Source organism: Pseudomonas sp. MAFF 730105 (genome assembly GCF_055380705.1).
In genome coordinates, this window is the sequence record NZ_AP018438.1 from 4,035,488 (window position 1) to 4,053,521 (window position 18,034).

The window sequence follows — 18,034 nt, forward strand, 5'->3', positions numbered from 1 at the left end:
ATCCCGTGGGCCGCAGTGACGTCTCGAGTGCAACGGTTTTCGCAAATGCGCAAATACGCTGCACCTGGCAATTAACAGGAGCGTTAGTCATGCCGATTAAGAACACTGGCGGATCGGTCAACCCCGCGCCAGCCCCCCTCACGCCCGGTGCATTCCTGCATGAAATCTTTACCGCCCGGGCCCGTGAATTTCCCGAGCGAACGGCCGTCTCCGACGCCACTCGCGCGTTGAGTTATGCGCAACTCGATGCGGCCTCGTCGCAACTGGCAGCGCGTCTTCGCCAGGAAGGCGTCAAGGACGGCATGCTGGTCGGGATGAGCCTGACGCGCAGCGTCGACCTGGTCGTCAGCCTGCTGGGCATCCTCAAGGCCGGCGGCGCCTATGTCCCGGTCGACCCGCAATACCCCGGCAAGCGCGTCGAACACATCGTGCGCGACAGCGGCCTGAGCCTGATGATCGGCGAGCCCGCCGACCTGGCGCAAAGCCCGTCCGTGCGCGTCCTGCCCCTGGCCGATCTGCTGGCCGGCCCGGCACTGGAACCGATTGGCGAGGTCGACCGTCGCAACCCCGACCAGGCGCCGGCCTACGTCATCTACACCTCCGGCTCCACCGGTGAGCCCAAGGGTGTGCTGGTGGCCCACGCGAACGTCAGCCGCCTGTTGGAAAGCACTCAACGTGAATACGCTTTCAACGAGCACGACGTCTGGTCGATGTTCCACTCCATCGGCTTCGATTTTTCGGTCTGGGAGATCTGGGGCGCGCTGGCCCACGGTGGCCACGTGGCCGTCGTGCCTTACGATGTGTCGCGCTCGCCAACCGCCACCCGTCAATGGCTGGTCGATCTGGGCGTGACCGTCCTGAGCCAGACCCCCTCTGCCTTCCGTGGCCTCGAAGAGGCGGACCGCCAGGCCAAGGCGCCATTGGCGCTGCGCTACGTGGTCTTCGGCGGCGAGGCGCTGCCGGCCACGGTATTGCGCCCTTGGGTCGAACGCCATGGCGACCGGAAGCCTGCGCTGATCAACATGTACGGCATCACCGAAGCCACGGTGCACACCACCTTCAAGCGCGTGCTGGGCCAGGACCTGGAAAGCGCGGCCATGGTCTCGATCGGTGCCCCGCTGGATGGCTGGCGCCTGAACCTGCTCGATGCTGATCAACAACCCGTACCCCAGGGCACCGCCGGTGAGTTGTACATCGAAGGCGCCGGTGTGGCGCTGGGTTACCTGAACCGCCCGGCCCTCAACAGCGAGCGCTTCGTGCAACTGCCGGGGACGTCAAGCCGCGCCTATCGCACCGGCGACCTGGTGGTATTGGGCGATGACGGCGAGTACCGCTACGCCGGTCGTTGCGACGAGCAACTGAAGATCCGCGGTTTCCGCATCGAGCCCGGCGAGGTCGAAGCCTGCCTGCAAACCAGCCCCGCCGTGGCCGCCGCCCATGTGGCCGGTCACGACTACGGCGACGGCGACTGGCGCCTGGTCGCCTACGTAGTACCGGCCCAGGGCGTGAAGGCCTGGACCGAACAGACCCGCAGCGAAGTCGCCGCGCTGGTGGCCGCCAACCTGCCGGACTACATGCGTCCGTCGGCGTACATCCCCCTGGCGCAACTGCCGGTCACCGATCACGGCAAGATCGACAAGCAACGCCTGCCCTCGCCCGAATCCGTTGAAGCCACCGTGCAACATGCGGTCGACGGCCTTACCGAGCAGGAGCAGTTCGTGCTCAAGGTCTGGTCGCAGGATATCGGTCTGAAGAACATCGGCCTGAACGATGACTTCTTCGACTTTGGCGGTACCTCCCTGGCACTGATTCGCTCCCTGAGCACCTTCAAGGCCCACTACAAGGTCAACCTGGACCCCGGTGTGCTGGCCAACGGTGCGACCGCCAAAGTATTGGCCGACTGCATCCAGCGCTCCCTTGTCCAAGCCCATTGACCGAAAAGGAACAGCCCATGAGCAAGAAATTCGCCTTGACCCCGGAAGAACGCGCGTCCTTCGAGAAGAACGGTTTTATCGGTCCTTTTGACGCCTATACCCCCGAAGAAATGAAAGAAACCTGGAAACGCACCCGCCTGCGCCTGCTCGACCGCAGTGCCGCGGCCTACCAGGACCTGGATGCGATTTCCGCCGGCACCAACATCGCCAACTATGATCGCCACCTGGACGACGAATTCCTCGCCAGCCACATCTGCCGTCCGCAGATCTGCGACCGCGTCGAAAGCATCCTCGGTCCGGATGTACTCTGCTGGCGCACCGAGTTCTTCCCCAAATACCCAGGTGACGAAGGCACCGACTGGCACCAGGCCGACACCTTCGCCAACGCCTCGGGCAAGCCACAGATCCTGTGGCCGGAGAATGAAGACTTCGGCGGCACCATCACCGTCTGGACCGCGTTCACCGACGCCAACATTGCCAATGGTTGCCTGCAGTTCATTCCTGGCACCCAGAACAGCATGAACTACGACGAAACCAAACGTATGGCCTACGATCCCGATGCCAACAACAGCTCGGTGGTCAAAGATGGCGTGCGCCGTGGTTTCTTCGGCTACGACTATCGCCAGTTGCAGATCGACGAGGACTTCAAGCCTGACGAGTCCGCCGCCGTGCCGATGCAGATGAAGGCCGGCCAGTTCATCATTTTCTGGTCGACCCTGATGCACGCCTCCTACCCCCACAGCGGCGAGTCCCAGGACATGCGCATGGGCTTCGCCTCACGCTATGTCCCGTCCTTCGTGAAGATCTACCCGGACTCCGAGCACATCGAGGAGTACGGCGGTCGCATCAGCCTCGAGAAATACGGCGCGGTCCAGGTGATCGGGGACAAGACCCCGGAATACAACCGCCTTGTCACCCATACCACCCGAGGCAAGAAATTCGAAGCGGTCTGATTTTTCAGTGCCATAAGACAGTGGCATGCGTAACGTGCCTGACAGGAGTCCCCCAATCCATGACTATTTCCACTGACGCAGCGACGCGCCTGTGCGAGACCGTGAGGATGCTTAGGCACCTTGCCATCCATCTGCCCGATCCCATTTGCCTGAGCTTTCTCGCTCAGGCAAATGAGCCGCCACCCGACCAGGCCTCCCCCAGCGTGAGAGCCACGGAACGGGCGGTCAGCGCCACCTTCGCACGCATCGGTGTCAAAGCCGTGCAGTACGTGCACGATGGCGAGGCGCAGCTGTCTTCCTTCGAGATGTTTATCAGCAAGAAAATCTGCCAGGCGCTGGATTTTTCCTATGACCACTTCGACGAGTTCGAAAGCGTCAGGGAATTCGGGCGCCTGGTCAGACACTTCGATTTCAGTGGTTCGGTGCCCGAGGTTGAAACGGTGCACCTGATCACCCGCGACAACGTTGCGTTGTCGGTGCATGCCAGCACGGATCAGAACCGCCCGGCGATCGTCCTGGCATTGCCCTGCGGCATGCCGTTCGACCTGTGTCGCGACTGGTTCAACGCCCTGAGCGAGCGATTCTTCGTGGTCACCTGGGAAACCCGGGGGCTGTTCGGTTCCTGCACCTCGTTCGACCAGCTCTCCGTGGACACCGATGCCCAGGTCGGCGACCTGATCAACGTGATGAACCACTACGAGCTGCCCAATGCGCACTTGATGGGGATTTGCGGCGGCGCGGTGATCGCGTTGAGCGCGGCAGCCATCCACCCTGAGCGGGTGAACTCCCTGAGCCTGTGGCACGGCGACTACAACTTGGGCGACAACAGCCTGCGCACCGCCCATCAGCAGAATTTCGAATGGCTGATGGAGTCGGCCGCCGTCGACCGCAACGAAGCCAGCGACTTGCAGGCGTTATTCCTGGACCAGGCGACACTGGCGACCATCCCGGACTCGATCGCCCATGCGGCGCTCTATCCCTATGTCAACGAGGAGCTGTTCTACCGTTATGCGCGGCTCAACGATGCGTTGAACAAGACCGAACTGCAGTCACGGTTGGGGCAGATCAGCGTACCGACACTGGTGGTCGCCGGCGACGCCGACGAAACCACCCACATCGGCGGCTCCCAGCGCATTGCCGAGTCCATCAGCGACGCACTGCTGCACGTGGAGAGCAACGGCAGTCACCTGGCATTCTTCGAGTCGACCCATCACTCGAAACAGACCGCCTTCCGCTTCCTTGAATCGACCCTGGAATCGGTCGCCGTCTGAGCTGCAAGACAGAGGCCTGCCCTGATGCCAGTCAATCAAGGCTCAAACCTGTGGCAGCAAAGCTTGCTCGCGACTACGGTACGTCAGTCAGCAACAATCTTGACTGGTCTGCCGCTATCGCGAGCAAGCTTTGCTCCCACAGGGTTTGCGCCGCTAGCTGGCATCACGCTCTGCCCGCCTTTGGACTCATGACCTGAGCACGGTGCCAACCATTGAGGTCGGCACCCTGTGGTTGAACAGGCAGTGTGCTCAAGGCGGGCTGACCACGCTTCTACTCTTGCCATCGACATGACGCAACGGCACTGCGCGGTAATCCAACCCATCGATACAGCACGCATTCACACTGAGAATCTCAGGATTGCTACGCCGTCGGTGGTACACATAGATACCGCATGTCCCGCAAAAGTAATGCTGGGCCACGCCGCTGTTCCAGCGATACAGACGTAGCACGTCTTCACCACGGCTGATGCGAAACTGCTCCCGCGGCACCGTAGCCATCAACGCATTGCGCTTGCTGCACAGCGAACAGTCGCAACTGATCAGTTCTTCAATTTCGGCCTCAAAAGCAAAGCCAACCGCTCCACAGTGACAGGCGCCCGTGTAGTTCATCGTGGGTAATCTCCATTGTCAGTGAGTTCGCCGCCTCATCGTAGTGGATTACCCGCCGCGTTGCGTCGGAGGTTCGAAGATCCTGCAGGCATTAAAAAGCCCCGATACCGCACGGTACCGAGGCCAGGTGCCTGCACCCGCAGGCTTTATTTTTTCAGCGAGTCGTACGCTTCCAACGTGCGTAACGAATAGATGTAGGCAGCGCCAGCGTTGAGCGAAATGGCGGTTGCCAAGGTAGCCGCCACTTCTTCGCGGCTCGCTCCAGCCTTGATCGCCGCGTCCGCGTGAACCGCGATGCAGCCGTCGCAGCGAGTGGTGACAGCGACGGCAATCGAAATCAATTCTCGGGTTTTCCCATCCAGCACATCGTTTTCGGCGGAGGCTTCGCCAAGGGCCATGTAGGCCTTGACCATTTTCGGGTTGCTTTTTCCGAGCGAGCCGAAAGCCTTCTGAATGGTGGGTAGCAGTTCGGACCAGTTGTTGAACATCGCATGACTCCTGAGCAAGTTGGTGTACTGTTTCGACAGGCTCAGTCTCCCTCCAGGGCGAGATTCGAGTTTGTCCGATCCGCTCAAATTTTTATGCGAAGCGCTCAAATGAATTCGATCGATAAACTCATCAGCTTGGCCAACGTGCGAGGCAGTGTGGATCTGCGGTGTCAGTTTCAAGGCGATTGGGCACTCGATCATCAGCAGGAAGCCTTGGGAAAAGCGCCCTATCACATTGTGTTGACGGGAGAGTGCCGCGTCGAACTTCCGGACGGCCAGCGCCTGCCAATGCGCGCAGGAGACATTCTGCTTCTGCCTCGTGGGGCACCGCACCTCCTGCATGGCTTCGGAAGAACGGCTGAGCCGCAAACCCCGAGGCTGGTGTCCGGTGGAACGCTGCCGCTTTACCGCATTGGCCGCGGGAGCACGGACCTGGACATGCTTTGCGGAAGTTTTCACTACAATCGTGCCTCCCTGTTGTTCAGCGCCCTCCCCGAACATCTCGTGATACCCAGTGCGGCTCTCCCTGCAAGCGCTCCCCTGCCGGCCCTGGTCGACATGTTGCGAGGTGAAGCCGATAGCGATCAGGTTGGGGCGCATTTCTTACTCGATGCCTTGTCCCAAGCGTTGTTCACCCTGATCCTGCGCGCTCACCTCGCGAGCCACGGCCAACACACCGGCACCCTGGCCTTGTTGTCCGAAAAGCAGCTAGGCCGCGCCTGGCAGTCAATGCTGGCGGACCCGGGCTACGAATGGACAGTGGATGCGCTTGCCGAGATTGCGAGCATGTCCCGTGCAACGTTCATGCGGGCTTTCGTGCGGGTAGCCGGCGTTTCGCCTTGGGTCTTGTTGACGCAGGTTCGAATGGAACTGGCCTTCAGCCTGCTGAGCCATTCGCACTTGGGACTGACTGACATTGCATCCCAGGTGGGGTATCAATCCCAGGCGGCTTTCAGTAAGAAGTTCAAGGAGGTATATGGTGAGGCGCCGGGGCGGGTGCGGCGTGGGATGTAATTGATCGTCCGGGTAGAGCGCTACATTAATGCGCAGGAGCAGCAATGACGGAACAGCCAGAAGAAAACAGCCTATTCCGAGTCAGGACACCCGACGATCTCGACGCGCCTGACGCACTGGGTTTTACCGCCTGGGCTCGCGTCTGGACGGAGCTTGGGGTCAGATGCGTACCGCGAGAGGCACACCAGGAACTCATTCGACATTACGACGAGCCACACCGCGCGTACCACAACCGCCAGCATTTGGCTGAGTGCCTCCAGGTGCGTCGACTCGTCAACGCGGCCTGCCAGGCACCCGCCGTAGTCGACCTCGCGCTGTGGTTCCACGACGCGATCTACGACCCCCTACGCAGCGACAACGAGTTGCGCAGCGCCCAATGGCTGGACGAAGTGGCCCGTGATAGTGGCCTGGACGACGAAACGCGCCGCAGGCTTTACGACCTGGTCATGGCGACGCGACACGACAGTGCCCCGCAGTCGTTAGACGAGGCGGTGTTGGTGGACACGGATCTGGCGATCCTCGGGGCGTCGTTCGAGCGGTTCGAAGAGTACGACCAACAGGTCCGCCGCGAGTACCTGCACGTGCCGATGTCTATATATCGCCAAAAGCGACGTCAGATCCTGGAGGGCTTTCTAACGCGCGACCGCATTTATGCCACCGCCCCTACTTCGACGCATTCGAGCAGCAGGCACGCGCAAATCTTGCCCGCGCCATCGGCCGTCTCGATTGACATCGGATTCATGCAGCAGCATCGGCGCTTACTTGCACGCGCCTCGTCGACAGGGCTTACCGTATCCGATACAGCACAGCAGCCCCTGACTTGGGTTCGAAAGCCGGCACAGTGCGCTGCTTGAGGGGCATACCCGTCGCATCCCAAACCAAGGTGTCCGATGGGTACTCGTCCTTGCGGGTCATGGTGTCGATCTGCTTGACGATCACCTCCGAGCTTGCAGGCACTTCAGGGTTCCACCCGAATACGCCAACCCTCCCGTAAAACACGGCAGGTGCATCGACATCAAGACGCCGGTCGGGACACATCACCAGGCCGCGATCAAGCATGACCCGCAACGCGCCGACAGGTACCGCCTTCACCGTGGGCGTGGTGCGCTCGGTGCTGTGGCCTGGGCAGACGTTGGCCGAGCGGGTCACCATGTCCTCGACCACTTCACGATCAGATTGGGCCTGCGCCGAAAAGGCAACGGCAGACAGGGCAAGCACTACAAGATTTGATTTCCAGGGCACCCGAAACCTCCTATGTAAAAAATACTCCAGCGTTGCGGACCGCCCCCGGTAAGAACAGCCTGTTGCCTGGGGCACACTTGAAGACTACAACGGCGTTGGTTTGTTCCGCTTGCTGACTGATACCCCTGGCTCTGGATATCTGTCACATTAATTTGTCCGCTTCTGGCCGGTTAGCGACGGTCTGACTTCGACCGTCGCTATGCATGGTCAAACCTCAGTCTGTTCCGCCATCTCGTATGGCCGAGTAATAACTGAACCGCCCGCCGGTCTTCGTCCTACGATAGATCAGTGATTCGTTCGTCTCATTGTGTGGGTGCCATACATTGCCGGATCAAGCCGTACGGCTTTCACCCCAGTCTTTGACGATACGACCGTATTGACGAGTGGATAGATGGTCTGAAGTATGCAGCCGGCTAGGAAAAAAGCAGTCCTCGCTGCGTAGCTGGGCCCGATGTATCCAGATCGAAGAGAGCCAGGTCTCGGGTTCTTTCCGCAATTTGAAGCCTTACTCGGATGGCCCAGATATCTCTCAGTCGGAGTGGTGCAGTCTGTTTTTTTATTGAGCCTGTTATTACCACGTCACAGGCTGGGCTTAGCTCCGTCCAGATTGACGAGCACAGCTATTGCACATTTAGCTGAACGGATACCTCTTTAGCCACCTCGATGAAAACTCGCATCGCTGCGCTCTGAAAGGCATCTTTGCGCCGCAAAAGGACGGCGGTGCGCTGCAAGCGCTCAGGCTCCAGTGCGATGGCCACCAGATCGTCATGGGCCAACGCGATTTTAGCCGGCAATAAAGTCGATAGATTCGTCCTACGAACGATTTCGATCACTGCACCGAGGGCATTGGCCTCCATTTGCACCTGAGGGCGAATCGCGTGTTTGCGGCAGTAGCGATCGATTTGTTCGCGGGTTGCAAACTCTGGGCTGAGCAGAATCAGGGACTCGGCATTCAGAGCCTGTAATCCAATGGACCGCTCCTCGGCCAAGCGGTGTCTGCGACTCACCACTAAAGCGAGGGTTTCGTTCAGCAAAGGGATGGCATCAATATTCGGTGTATTTATTTCATCGAACGCGATCCCCGCGTCCAATTCTCCAACCAAAAGCAATTCCTCAATGCGCTCTTGGGAAATCTCCTTCAGGTTGAGAGTGATCTTAGGATACCGAGAGTGAAATGCTTCGATCACGGGCCCTACCAGATAAGTCGTGAACGTGGGCGTCACGGCCACGCGCAATGAGCCTCGAGAGAGGTCGCTCACATCGTGGATGGCGCTTTTAGCATCTCGCAATTCCTGATAAGCACGGCGCGCATACAGAAGATAGACGTCTCCCGCGTCAGTCAAGCGAGTTGTGCGTCCTGAGCGGTCGAACAACTGGGCTCCAAGACTTTCTTCCAACTGTTTCACCTGCTGCGATAGGGCTGGCTGAGACACGTGCAGCGCCGCTGCGGCCTTCGTGAAGCTGAGATGTTCCGCAACCGCGAGGAAGTATTGGATGTGACGAGCAAGCATGATTTCACTCATAAGATAATCTGATGCACACCATAATAAATGAGACTTTTATCTTATGTAATGTGTTGCTTAATCTTTGTTTCACACCCAGAGACATTGAGACAGCAACCATGAAAGCGATCATCGACGGTTTTCTGAAATTCCAAAAAAACGCCTTCCCTGAGCGGGTCAAACTGTTCAAGGACTTGGCTAATCAGCAGAGCCCAAGAGCGTTGTTCATCTCTTGCTCAGATAGCCGATTGGTGCCTGAACTCGTCACCCAGCGCGAGCCAGGCGATCTGTTTGTAATCCGCAATGCCGGCAACATCGTGCCGTCATATGGCCCGGAGCCGGGTGGCGTTTCGGCCTCTGTTGAATATGCGGTCGCCGCTCTCCAGGTCGCAGACATCGTGATCTGCGGCCACTCCGACTGCGGCGCGATGACCGCCATAGCAACGTGCAAGTGTCTGGATCACATGCCTGCCGTTGCCGGATGGCTCCGTTACGCCGACTCGGCCAAGGTGGTTAACGAAGCCCGCAAACATGCGGATCTACCGAGCAAAGTTACGTCCATGGTGCGTGAAAACGTCATCGCGCAACTGGCCAACCTCCAGACACATCCATCCGTTCGCCTGGCTCTCGAAGAAGGCCGCGTCACCCTGCATGGTTGGATCTATGACATCGAGAGCGGGCGTATCGATGCCTTCGATGGCAATACCGGGACTTTCGTGCCCCTCGCAGACAACCCCGAAGTTCACGCCGTTTCCCAGCAAGCCAGGCACGTCGCCTGAAACCCGTACCTGTAACCCTTACTAACCTAGGAGATTCGCCATGATCCAGACTCAAGCCACCCGCACCGCGCGCCAAGAACTGACCGAAACCATCATTTTGGCTAAGGCTCGCAAGGACCTGTCCTTCGCCGAGATCGTTGACGGCACCGGCCTGTCCGAAGCCTTCGTCACTGCCGCCCTGCTCGGCCAGCATCCGCTGCCTTCCAGCGCCGCCCACGTCGTGGGCAAGAAACTCGAGCTTGATGCTGATCAAGTCGCTTTGCTGCAATCGATGCCAGTTCGCGGCAGTTTTTTTGACGGCGTACCGTCCGACCCGACTATCTATCGTTTCTACGAAATGATGTCGGTATACGGCACCACCCTCAAAGCTCTGGTTCACGAAAAGTTCGGCGACGGCATCATCAGTGCCATCAACTTCAAGCTGGACATCAAGAAAGTCGAAGATCCGGAGGGCGGCCATCGCGCTGTGATCACCCTGGACGGCAAGTACCTGCCTACCAAGCCTTTCTGATGTAAGTCAGCCCGGCGTCTGACGGCAACCGGGCTACACCTCAACCCTTTTTACGACTGAGCACCGCTCAAGTGCTTTGGTCTTCTCACGCCCTCACTACAGGTGTTCACTATGAAACTGTTACTCGTGTTACTCCTAGGCTCCATTGGCTCTGTCGCTATGGCCGATGAGCAAGATACTCAGACTGCGCATATTACGGTCGAGCCCTATCGCTACTCTCAACACCTGGACATCGCTCACATTGTGTCGATTACTCAGATACCCGATAGCTGCGATGTAGTGCCGGCGCAGATGACTTACGACGACTCCAAGGGCGACCGGCACATCATGGAGTACCACGTTATAGGTACCGGCTGTACGAATTGACTCTTCTCCCGTCCGCTCATCTGGCGCTAGATCGCTCGGCGCCAGGGACGGGGGCTCAAACACCCGCTGTCTCCTGTCCTTCTGAGAAAATAACTCTTCGCTACTTGCGCCCATACAGCGCGCTTCCCGCCTCTACTCGGCAGTAATAGCACGGAAGTGCATTTACTCAGTCCGTATCCACTACCAAGAACCGCCAACGGCTGACTGCCAAAATCCAGCTCACCGCGAGTTCCCGCTTGCTACAAACGGAGTAGCGAGAGGAAATCGGCCAACGTGGCACTTCTGTCACTCTCATGTCGACGTAAGGCAAAATCAGAAGCGGAACCCTTACCTTGAATCCTCTATTCGGGCCAGCACACCTTGCCGTGTCTTCAGGCGGGGAAGCCATACGACCACGAGCGCTGTTGCTTGAGCGAGATGGATTGCGTTCAGTCTGTAAGTGCGGCAGTCATCAGCGCGCACCACTTGGCTGCGCATGGATCTGAGAAACAACTTGCTACCACCTCGTGCATTACGGGGAATCAGTTGCCGCCGTTAAGAATAGGGCCACAGCACCGCGCCGACTGGACTTGATTCGTATAGTCCAGATCAATCATGGAGCATCACATTGAGAATCGAGTACACAAAAGTGCAGGTAACTCTATTTCCCTAAACGGTAGTGCCTGAAAATTACGCACCTCTCGTCTGTCCCGCCGGTACTGATGCCTGCTTTAGCCGGCTGCCCTCAGAACCCTTACGAAGCCTTTGCAGCCTCATGGATGGACCTGATGGAGCAGGCATTGCTAGAGGACTTCAGTAATAGACTCATGGCTGGAAAACTGCGACCGCTAGACCTTTCGCGAAGCAGGCGGTGAGGATCGTTGGCAGGTGGAAGAGCTGGATAGGACCGGCAAAGAATTGGAGGATAGAACTTTGGAGGGACTGCGGGCGGTTACGGGTTAGAGAATTTTTGATGAAGAAACTATTTATAGCGTTAGGCTCAAAAACCGACCTGAGCCTTTTCAACAAAAGGATCAGGTCGGTTGAAATATTTACAGACCGAGGTCAGACAGGCTTGGATGGTCATCTGGGCGGCGTCCCAGTGGCCAATGGAACTTGCGTTCGCTCTCCTTGATAGGCATGTCGTTCACGCAGGCGAAGCGACGGTGCATCAGGCCATCCGCTTCGAATTCCCAGTTTTCGTTACCGTAAGAGCGGAACCAGTTACCTGAATCATCATGCCACTCGTATGCGTAACGTACAGCGATGCGGTTGTCGGTAAACGCCCAGAGCTCTTTGATCAGGCGATAATCAAGCTCTTTTTTCCATTTGCGAGTAAGGAAACCTTTGGCTTCTTCGCGGTTGGTAGCAAATTCCGCTCGGTTGCGCCATTTGGTATCCAGTGTATAGGCAAGCGATACTTTTTCGGGATCGCGGCTGTTCCAGCCATCTTCAGCGAGTCGGACTTTCTCAATCGCCGTTTCACGAGTGAACGGAGGAAGTGGCGGACGAGTTTGTGCATTGGACATGGTAGTGCCTCCAGGACAATTGGATGTATCGGTTTATTTAACGTTTTCGGAACTCAGCAGAGCGGTACAACTTTCTTTCAGCGATCATCATCACAACATCAACGCGTCACGATAATCGCGATTTACATCAGCATCTCAACAATCCAGCTATGCGAACGGATACGAGCAGCCACGCAGACTAATATGCGTCAGGGGCATATTTGAACCGCACGTCTTGCGAAGATGTCAGAAAGTCACTTTCTTGAAGCGACACCTATTCAATCAGCAACTGTGCAACTTTTTTTGCGTCATCGACGGCACTGTAATCGCCCATCACGCGCGCCATGGTGATTGCGCCTTCGATTAATATGAGCAGTTGTCTCGCCAAGACGACTGGGTGCTCCGTATTCAACTGCTCGGTCAGCTCGAGTGTGTAATTGAGTAATTTCTGCTTATGCAGTTTGGCAATATGGCGAATAGGATCATCGGGGTCCCCAACTTCTCCGGCAGTATTAATGAAAGCGCAGCCTCGAAATCCGTCTGACTCAAACCATCCCTTGAGCACCGTGAATATATTGAGAATACGCTCTTGCGGAGTATCCGCTCTGTCGCATTCCGTTCTGAACCATTGCATCCAACGTACATCACGAGCATTCAGTGCAGCAGCTGCCACTTCATCTTTGGTCGAAAAATAGCGATAAATACTTTTGCGAGCGACACCTGAGGTCTTCACCAGAAGATCCATGCCCGTCGCATGAATGCCATTCTGATAAATAAGTTTCTCAGCGGTCGTTAGAATCTTTTCTCGGGTATCTGTCATTTTCATCTCCACGGACTCAATGTAGAACGATCGTTCTCCTCGGTCAAGCCTCGCTTGAATTTTTTTTGAGCGACTGTCGAGCACTGACGATACGAGGGACCGCATAGCCGGGCCTGATGCATCCAGTCTGCGACAAAAAACCTTGTCGCTCAGTTTCTCGAACTGCACTGGCCTGCTTTTTCTGCTGCATCAGCCCCAGCTCTTTGACCAGACCTGCGTCCATGCAGCGACGCAGCACTTCATTAAACAGCCAGCGAAACAGATCGCTGTCCCGGAAACGGCCGTGTCGATTCTTGGAAAGCGTCGAGTGATTAGGTACTTCATCCTCAAGGCTCAACCGGCAGAACCAGCGATACGCCAGGTTCAAATGGGCCTCTTCACACAAGCGCCGTTCGGAGCGAATGCCATAGCAATAGCCCACGATTAGCATGCGGATCATCAGCTCAGGATCAATCGAAGGACGCCCGATCGGGCTATAGAAATCGGCGAGGTAGTGGCGCAGGTCACTCAGATCGAGACATCGATCAATGCTGCGCAGCAGATGATTTGTTGGGATGTGGTCTTCAAGGTTGAACGAGTAAAACAGCCGCTCCTGCCCACTCGATAACTGTCCCATCATGCTGCGAATCCTCCCGCTGGCCGATGTGCAGATTGTCTTCCGCGTCGGCGGGAAGCACTAATTTTTCCGACGCGCTGTGCTGTGTTTGAGCTATGTTCGCGCGGGCAGAGATCTGACCATGGCTGGTCATTCCCAACCTAGTTTTCTGTAGGGGGTCATGCCTTGTTCAGGAAAGTGAGTCAGGTATTCACCCCACTGCATGTGCGCATAATATTTAGTCATCGCCTCGAAATGACTTTCAGCCTCGACCTCCCAAACAAGCTTTGCTTCTGAATGCATAAGCGCACGCGCACTATCACCGTGAGCACCAGCTAGGCAAAAGGTCTAACAACCATCAGGTTCCTGCCAAAGTTCGTGATTCATCTTCGAGTCTCAGTTTTCTAGGGTTGTCATGATGCCCCAAACTCTGACGGCATTCCGCGACGGATCGATTCGCTACAAGAACTGAATCCGAATGCCGACTTTTTCAACAGGATCGGCCAGAAGCAGCCCTTCGCGCATGCACGCTTTGAGCCGATAGCTGCCTCGCTCACCGAAATCCAAATCCAGCAGTTCGGAATTCTGTTTCGAGGGAAGAAATGTTGCCCCGTCCAGGCCATCAGCCGCGATATGGAGAATAAAGCCATACCCACTGAAAAATCACCGCAAATTAAAAATCAATTTTCCTGCCGCCGATTTGAGTTTCCGTATCATTCTGACCGACAACCATAGCTGAAGCGCTAATTGCATTTTGATTCGCCCAATCACGAAGTTTTATAAACTCGTCTTTGCGCATTTTGCTCATGGGTACTAAACGCGAAATAGTAGTTTCAAAATCAACCATGGTCAGGTCGCTTACATCATCAGGGTTATTCATCCGTCGTGAGAATGCTTCAATCAGCGAGTCCCCAACCCAAGCTTCGATTTCAGCACCAGAAAGCACAACGTCTTTACCAAAATTCGACTCGCCCCCTAGAGCAGACAAACGATCCAAATCAAATTTTTCTGGGTCTCGTCTCAATTTTTTCAAATGTATTTCAAGAATCTTCTTTCTTTCCAGTTTCGACGGAAAATCAACAAAAAATATTTCATCGAATCGCCCCTTTCTCAACAACTCCGGAGGTAAGTTGTTGATGTTATTTGCGGTAGCAAACACAAAAACAGGCGCCGTTTTTTCTTGCATCCAAGTCAACAGTGTGCCGAATACGCGTGTAGCCGTGCCCCCATCAGATGATCCTCCGGAAGAGCCGGAAAGTCCTTTTTCAATTTCATCGATCCATAGGATGCAGGGTGAAATAGCTTCGGCAGTACGTAGTGCTGAACGGATATTGGATTCTGAAGAGCCAACCACCCCTTGGAATATTTTTCCCATGTCCAAACGTAATAAGGGCATATTCCATGACGACGATACGCATTTCGCCGTTAGAGACTTACCGCAACCAGGAACTCCAGTTAAGAGCAGCCCCTTCGGGGTTCCGACACCGAAATCCTTAGCAATCTGTCCAAAACACTGGCTACGCAAATGGAGCCACTTCTTAAGCGTTGCCAGGCCGCCTACATCCTCAAGACTTACTTTTGAATCAATGTATTCTAAAATACCTGTTTTCCGTATAATTTGCTTTTTTTCGGAAAGCAGATCCTTTACTGTACTTTCATTTAAACTCAGGCTGGATACCAGCGAGCGAGACAAGCTATTGTCAATTTCTAATCCCGTGAGGCCCAAAGCGGCATCAATAAGTTTATCTTTGGTTTCGCCAGAGAGATCAATTTTAATGTTGTTACTGCCTTGCCAGGAGTTAACAAAATTATTTATCTGATCCTTAACTTCATCTCTTGATGGCAAAGGAAAATCAATCAACGTGATTTCCTTTTGAAGATCATTGGCAATTTCAAAGCTGGGCGCCACGACAATGCAGTTGCTGCGATATCCACGAGAGCGGATATTAATGGCCAAATCTCGAAGCCGACGACGATAGACAGGATTTGAGCTTGAGGTAAGGTAGTTATGAGCATCACAAAAAACAAAAATATTTTTGCTGCCCTCCTCTTTCGCTTTTTCTTCGCAAAAGTCCAAGGCCATTTTCAGATCAAAGGTTTTATCCCCAGCCACGACGCCATTTATCTGGACCCCCAGCGTCGAGTTCCAAACGAACAAACGATGACTAAGCGCCTTGGCAATTTCAGAAACTTCATTGAGCGCACGCTCTTCCTCGAAAGTTTCAATCACCAAAATCGCATAACGCGCTTTGAGGTAATCTGTTATCTGCTTGGTACGCCTCATGCCTATTACCCCTGCTCTTGAACTGAGTTATCCATGCATCGGAAGACCGGTTTTGGTAACGCCAGAATTTGAAATAGCAAACTCGACGACTCTTCTTGTACGAAAAAAATCAACACTGACTCTGTCACTGGTTTTAATAATCTGCTTGTGCTGATAGGGATGCTTCGCGTTATGTCGATACCGCCCCGCCAGCGTCAGGTCTACGACTTTAACAACTCGAATCATGGCTTCATTCTGGAATATTTCTTTTGGCGTATAGCCTGTATAAAGTACCCAGTCTTTCTCGCCATTCACGGCCTGTATTAATTGCTCCAAGGCCGGCGCCTGATCGAGCGGCTCCCCTCCAGAGAGGGTAACCCCAGCGATGTCTAATGCATTTATCTTCTGTGCCAATTCATAAATAGGTATCAGCGTACTCGCTTCGCGAGGGTGGGTGCTCTGATTGAAGCAGCCCTTACAATTCAGCGCACAACCCTGCACCCATAATGTCAAGCGTAACCCGGGGCCGTTAACGCGGCTCAACTCCATATGGTGTACGTTGATTTTCATTTAGAAATTCGCACTGAGAATTTGAAGGGTTTGCTCTTCATGGACTACGGTATATTCCGGTTTCCACTCAGTCATAAGCTCCGCAGTAGGGCTAGAAAGTAGAGATTCAAGCTCTTCAGTAAGTTTTATGCAGATATCTCCTTTCACCCCACGCACTTCCTCCGTAACTTTATCGCCCGTAAAGGTGACATAAATGCTGTATTCGTGGTTAGGTCCAAATTCAATCTCGAACCCTTGAAGAGTTTCTTTCACTCTTGCTGGAACACCTGATGCTTCTATGCGCTTGATGGTTTCATCGATGGCGACGCTGATGTAGGCTTTCTGAAATTTTAAAGCCAAATCAGTCATTATCGTTTCATCGCCGGCCGAAAGAGTTCCACGTTCGATGAGGAGTTTATAGGAGTCCTTCTCAATTTGGCAGACAAATAGATTGTAGTTATCCGCTTGACCACAAATAGCTCTAAATTGTTGCTTGCCCATGTAACCTATTTTGCTCAACACCTTTTTACTGAAGTCGCTGACAAATACCGAAACCAGATCGGTCGTTGGGCTAAGGCCCATCTTGCCGAACGCTTTGGCAATAGCTTCTTCATCAACATAAGAAAATTCAAACGTTGTACAATGAGACATTGTTAAAGCTCCAGCCTGCGACGGAGAACATCTTCTTCAGCGTTCTGGATAGCAATTAATACGTCGGGGGCAACCTCAATGTTGCGCATAGGTGCCTTGGATACAAGCGTAGCCTCAGGCGCAACGGTTTTTGAACCCGAGGTTGGTGTTCCAGAGTTGACAACCACTCGACGTCTTTGGGCTGCCGGCGATGCACCACTATCACCAAGGAGACCTGCATCAATCGTTTCCAACAGCCTTCTTATTACCAGAGTTGGATTTGATGTGAGCTTTTCATATAGTCCAATGCGCAACAAAACATCGGCTCCATCATTGAATTGTAATTTAACGAAGTAATTTTGATTTTCATCGCCAATGACGCCAATGCGCGAGACCTGACTCAGATCCCGTGACAGTTTTCTCCAGAGCTCACCATCAAACGTTGCTACAGTTAATCTTGTCGCTGTTGCGGCAAAAGCATTGCTACCAATTTCAACCTCGTCCGCATCAAAATTCTGGTAGCTAACCAGAATTTTCTCCCCTACAGGAAATCCCAGAGCGGTTGCCAAGTATTCATTGGTCGAAAAATCGATATCGGCATGAAACTTTAAGCTTTTTGACAGAACATAAAGACTAAAGAGGCCTATTAATCCATAACCTATTGCATTCGACGCGTGTTCCGGCGCAAGAAATACAAAAACTGCTAAAATGAAAACAATGATCCCGTAACCGTAATTTATGGCCGTTTTTGTGCTGAGTTTTTTATCTCTATAACCCTGAAATGTTTTGCCGGGAATATATTTTTTTGAAGGTGCAAATAGCAGGGTACATGCACCAAAAAAAGTCAGACAAATTAGCCCTATTGCAGCTTGGCGCTTTTGCCCATTTTGCAACCCGTCAATAAACATCCACGTACCAGTAACGATAAAAATAGGTAAAGATGCCAGTACTGCAAGTCCGGTTTTCTTACCTTTGGTGGCCATCATCATAGCCCACATCGGGATAGTCTTTATCATTCACA

At 54.5% G+C, this 18,034-nt stretch carries 18 protein-coding genes and 2 pseudogenes; 8 read left to right on the plus strand and 12 right to left on the minus strand.

What is annotated here, in order from left to right; genetic code table 11:
- The first annotated feature begins 89 nt into the window (after window positions 1–89).
- The 3 genes from syrB1 to PCOSP_RS17250 are packed head-to-tail and all read left to right on the plus strand — an operon-like array spanning window position 90 to window position 4,158.
- The gene (syrB1, locus tag PCOSP_RS17240) at window positions 90–1,934 is read left to right on the plus strand and encodes a syringomycin E biosynthesis L-threonine--[L-threonyl-carrier protein] ligase SyrB1 (RefSeq protein ID WP_464709131.1); all 1,845 of its coding nucleotides are present in this window, start codon (window positions 90–92) and stop codon (window positions 1,932–1,934) included.
- A gap of 17 nt (window positions 1,935–1,951) precedes the next feature.
- A complete protein-coding gene (syrB2, locus tag PCOSP_RS17245) occupies window positions 1,952–2,887 on the plus strand; it encodes a syringomycin E biosynthesis L-threonyl-[L-threonyl-carrier protein] 4-chlorinase SyrB2 (RefSeq protein WP_139650325.1) in 936 nt (311 codons plus the stop codon).
- Between the two features lie 59 nt (window positions 2,888–2,946).
- Window positions 2,947–4,158 carry an alpha/beta fold hydrolase gene (locus tag PCOSP_RS17250; RefSeq protein ID WP_139650326.1) on the plus strand — a complete coding sequence of 404 codons (1,212 nt, stop codon included), beginning with the start codon at window positions 2,947–2,949 and terminating at the stop codon, window positions 4,156–4,158.
- A gap of 249 nt (window positions 4,159–4,407) precedes the next feature.
- Here PCOSP_RS17250 and PCOSP_RS17255 read toward each other — a convergent pair whose 3' ends face one another.
- The gene (locus tag PCOSP_RS17255; protein WP_464709132.1) at window positions 4,408–4,767 is read right to left on the minus strand and encodes a GFA family protein; all 360 of its coding nucleotides are present in this window, start codon (window positions 4,765–4,767) and stop codon (window positions 4,408–4,410) included.
- A 146-nt stretch (window positions 4,768–4,913) separates the two neighbouring features.
- Entirely contained in the window at window positions 4,914–5,255 is a 342-nt protein-coding gene (locus PCOSP_RS17260; protein ID WP_024780206.1) for a carboxymuconolactone decarboxylase family protein, read from the minus strand.
- A 108-nt stretch (window positions 5,256–5,363) separates the two neighbouring features.
- Here PCOSP_RS17260 and PCOSP_RS17265 point away from each other — a divergent pair, with 108 nt between their 5' ends.
- Window positions 5,364–6,269 carry an AraC family transcriptional regulator gene (locus tag PCOSP_RS17265; protein ID WP_464709134.1) on the plus strand — a complete coding sequence of 302 codons (906 nt, stop codon included), beginning with the start codon at window positions 5,364–5,366 and terminating at the stop codon, window positions 6,267–6,269.
- 44 nt (window positions 6,270–6,313) lie between these two features.
- Window positions 6,314–7,123, plus strand: a complete 810-nt coding sequence (locus PCOSP_RS17270) for an HD domain-containing protein (RefSeq protein WP_464709135.1) — start codon at window positions 6,314–6,316, stop codon at window positions 7,121–7,123.
- On the opposite strand, the gene PCOSP_RS17275 is transcribed toward PCOSP_RS17270, so the two are convergent.
- The 3 genes and pseudogenes from PCOSP_RS17275 to cynR form a co-directional block, all read right to left on the minus strand.
- Window positions 7,056–7,511 (minus strand): hypothetical protein, encoded by a 456-nt coding sequence (locus tag PCOSP_RS17275; RefSeq protein ID WP_139650329.1) that lies wholly within the window; start codon window positions 7,509–7,511, stop codon window positions 7,056–7,058. The genes PCOSP_RS17270 and PCOSP_RS17275 overlap by 68 nt on opposite strands.
- Window positions 7,512–7,708: 197 nt before the next feature.
- Window positions 7,709–8,119 (minus strand): annotated as a pseudogene (locus tag PCOSP_RS17280) (site-specific integrase).
- Window positions 8,120–8,131: 12 nt separating this feature from the next.
- A complete protein-coding gene (cynR, locus tag PCOSP_RS17285) occupies window positions 8,132–9,022 on the minus strand; it encodes a transcriptional regulator CynR (RefSeq protein WP_175364045.1) in 891 nt (296 codons plus the stop codon).
- Window positions 9,023–9,132: 110 nt separating this feature from the next.
- Here cynR and PCOSP_RS17290 point away from each other — a divergent pair, with 110 nt between their 5' ends.
- The 3 genes from PCOSP_RS17290 to PCOSP_RS17300 all read left to right on the plus strand — a co-directional run bounded on the left by PCOSP_RS17290 (window position 9,133) and on the right by PCOSP_RS17300 (window position 10,669).
- The gene (locus tag PCOSP_RS17290; protein ID WP_139650330.1) at window positions 9,133–9,792 is read left to right on the plus strand and encodes a carbonic anhydrase; all 660 of its coding nucleotides are present in this window, start codon (window positions 9,133–9,135) and stop codon (window positions 9,790–9,792) included.
- Between the two features lie 40 nt (window positions 9,793–9,832).
- Window positions 9,833–10,303 (plus strand): cyanase, encoded by a 471-nt coding sequence (gene cynS / locus PCOSP_RS17295; RefSeq protein WP_041024129.1) that lies wholly within the window; start codon window positions 9,833–9,835, stop codon window positions 10,301–10,303.
- Between the two features lie 111 nt (window positions 10,304–10,414).
- Window positions 10,415–10,669 carry a DUF2790 domain-containing protein gene (locus PCOSP_RS17300; protein WP_139650331.1) on the plus strand — a complete coding sequence of 85 codons (255 nt, stop codon included), beginning with the start codon at window positions 10,415–10,417 and terminating at the stop codon, window positions 10,667–10,669.
- A 1,031-nt stretch (window positions 10,670–11,700) separates the two neighbouring features.
- On the opposite strand, the gene PCOSP_RS17305 is transcribed toward PCOSP_RS17300, so the two are convergent.
- From PCOSP_RS17305 to PCOSP_RS17335, 7 genes and pseudogenes are all read right to left on the minus strand, one after another.
- Window positions 11,701–12,177 carry a nuclear transport factor 2 family protein gene (locus PCOSP_RS17305; protein WP_024777265.1) on the minus strand — a complete coding sequence of 159 codons (477 nt, stop codon included), beginning with the start codon at window positions 12,175–12,177 and terminating at the stop codon, window positions 11,701–11,703.
- 253 nt (window positions 12,178–12,430) lie between these two features.
- Window positions 12,431–12,976, minus strand: coding sequence for a TetR/AcrR family transcriptional regulator (locus tag PCOSP_RS17310; protein WP_218938881.1), 546 nt, complete (start codon window positions 12,974–12,976; stop codon window positions 12,431–12,433).
- Window positions 12,977–13,169: 193 nt separating this feature from the next.
- Window positions 13,170–13,595 (minus strand): annotated as a pseudogene (locus PCOSP_RS17315) (transposase); the annotation flags it as partial.
- Window positions 13,596–14,244: 649 nt separating this feature from the next.
- Window positions 14,245–15,855 carry an AAA family ATPase gene (locus PCOSP_RS17320; RefSeq protein ID WP_464709136.1) on the minus strand — a complete coding sequence of 537 codons (1,611 nt, stop codon included), beginning with the start codon at window positions 15,853–15,855 and terminating at the stop codon, window positions 14,245–14,247.
- Window positions 15,856–15,882: 27 nt separating this feature from the next.
- Window positions 15,883–16,404: a 4Fe-4S single cluster domain-containing protein gene (locus PCOSP_RS17325; protein WP_464709137.1), complete on the minus strand. Its 522-nt coding sequence runs from the start codon at window positions 16,402–16,404 to the stop codon at window positions 15,883–15,885.
- Window positions 16,405–17,034, minus strand: a complete 630-nt coding sequence (locus PCOSP_RS17330; protein WP_464709138.1) for a DUF2997 domain-containing protein — start codon at window positions 17,032–17,034, stop codon at window positions 16,405–16,407.
- 2 nt (window positions 17,035–17,036) lie between these two features.
- On the minus strand, window positions 17,037–18,029 hold the full coding sequence (locus tag PCOSP_RS17335) for a hypothetical protein (RefSeq protein ID WP_464709139.1): 993 nt from the start codon (window positions 18,027–18,029) through the stop codon (window positions 17,037–17,039).
- Between the last annotated feature and the right edge of the window lie 5 nt (window positions 18,030–18,034).

Coding starts and splice junctions, on each gene's coding strand:
- syrB1 (WP_464709131.1), top strand. CDS start 90: ATGCCGATTAAGAACACTGGCGGATCGGTCAACCCCGCGCCAGCCCCC.
- syrB2 (WP_139650325.1), top strand. CDS start 1,952: ATGAGCAAGAAATTCGCCTTGACCCCGGAAGAACGCGCGTCCTTCGAG.
- PCOSP_RS17250 (WP_139650326.1), top strand. CDS start 2,947: ATGACTATTTCCACTGACGCAGCGACGCGCCTGTGCGAGACCGTGAGG.
- PCOSP_RS17255 (WP_464709132.1), bottom strand. CDS start 4,767: ATGAACTACACGGGCGCCTGTCACTGTGGAGCGGTTGGCTTTGCTTTT.
- PCOSP_RS17260 (WP_024780206.1), bottom strand. CDS start 5,255: ATGTTCAACAACTGGTCCGAACTGCTACCCACCATTCAGAAGGCTTTC.
- PCOSP_RS17265 (WP_464709134.1), top strand. CDS start 5,364: ATGAATTCGATCGATAAACTCATCAGCTTGGCCAACGTGCGAGGCAGT.
- PCOSP_RS17270 (WP_464709135.1), top strand. CDS start 6,314: ATGACGGAACAGCCAGAAGAAAACAGCCTATTCCGAGTCAGGACACCC.
- cynR (WP_175364045.1), bottom strand. CDS start 9,022: ATGCTTGCTCGTCACATCCAATACTTCCTCGCGGTTGCGGAACATCTC.
- PCOSP_RS17290 (WP_139650330.1), top strand. CDS start 9,133: ATGAAAGCGATCATCGACGGTTTTCTGAAATTCCAAAAAAACGCCTTC.
- cynS (WP_041024129.1), top strand. CDS start 9,833: ATGATCCAGACTCAAGCCACCCGCACCGCGCGCCAAGAACTGACCGAA.
- PCOSP_RS17300 (WP_139650331.1), top strand. CDS start 10,415: ATGAAACTGTTACTCGTGTTACTCCTAGGCTCCATTGGCTCTGTCGCT.
- PCOSP_RS17305 (WP_024777265.1), bottom strand. CDS start 12,177: ATGTCCAATGCACAAACTCGTCCGCCACTTCCTCCGTTCACTCGTGAA.
- PCOSP_RS17310 (WP_218938881.1), bottom strand. CDS start 12,976: ATGACAGATACCCGAGAAAAGATTCTAACGACCGCTGAGAAACTTATT.
- PCOSP_RS17320 (WP_464709136.1), bottom strand. CDS start 15,855: ATGAGGCGTACCAAGCAGATAACAGATTACCTCAAAGCGCGTTATGCG.
- PCOSP_RS17325 (WP_464709137.1), bottom strand. CDS start 16,404: ATGAAAATCAACGTACACCATATGGAGTTGAGCCGCGTTAACGGCCCC.
- PCOSP_RS17330 (WP_464709138.1), bottom strand. CDS start 17,034: ATGTCTCATTGTACAACGTTTGAATTTTCTTATGTTGATGAAGAAGCT.
- PCOSP_RS17335 (WP_464709139.1), bottom strand. CDS start 18,029: ATGATAAAGACTATCCCGATGTGGGCTATGATGATGGCCACCAAAGGT.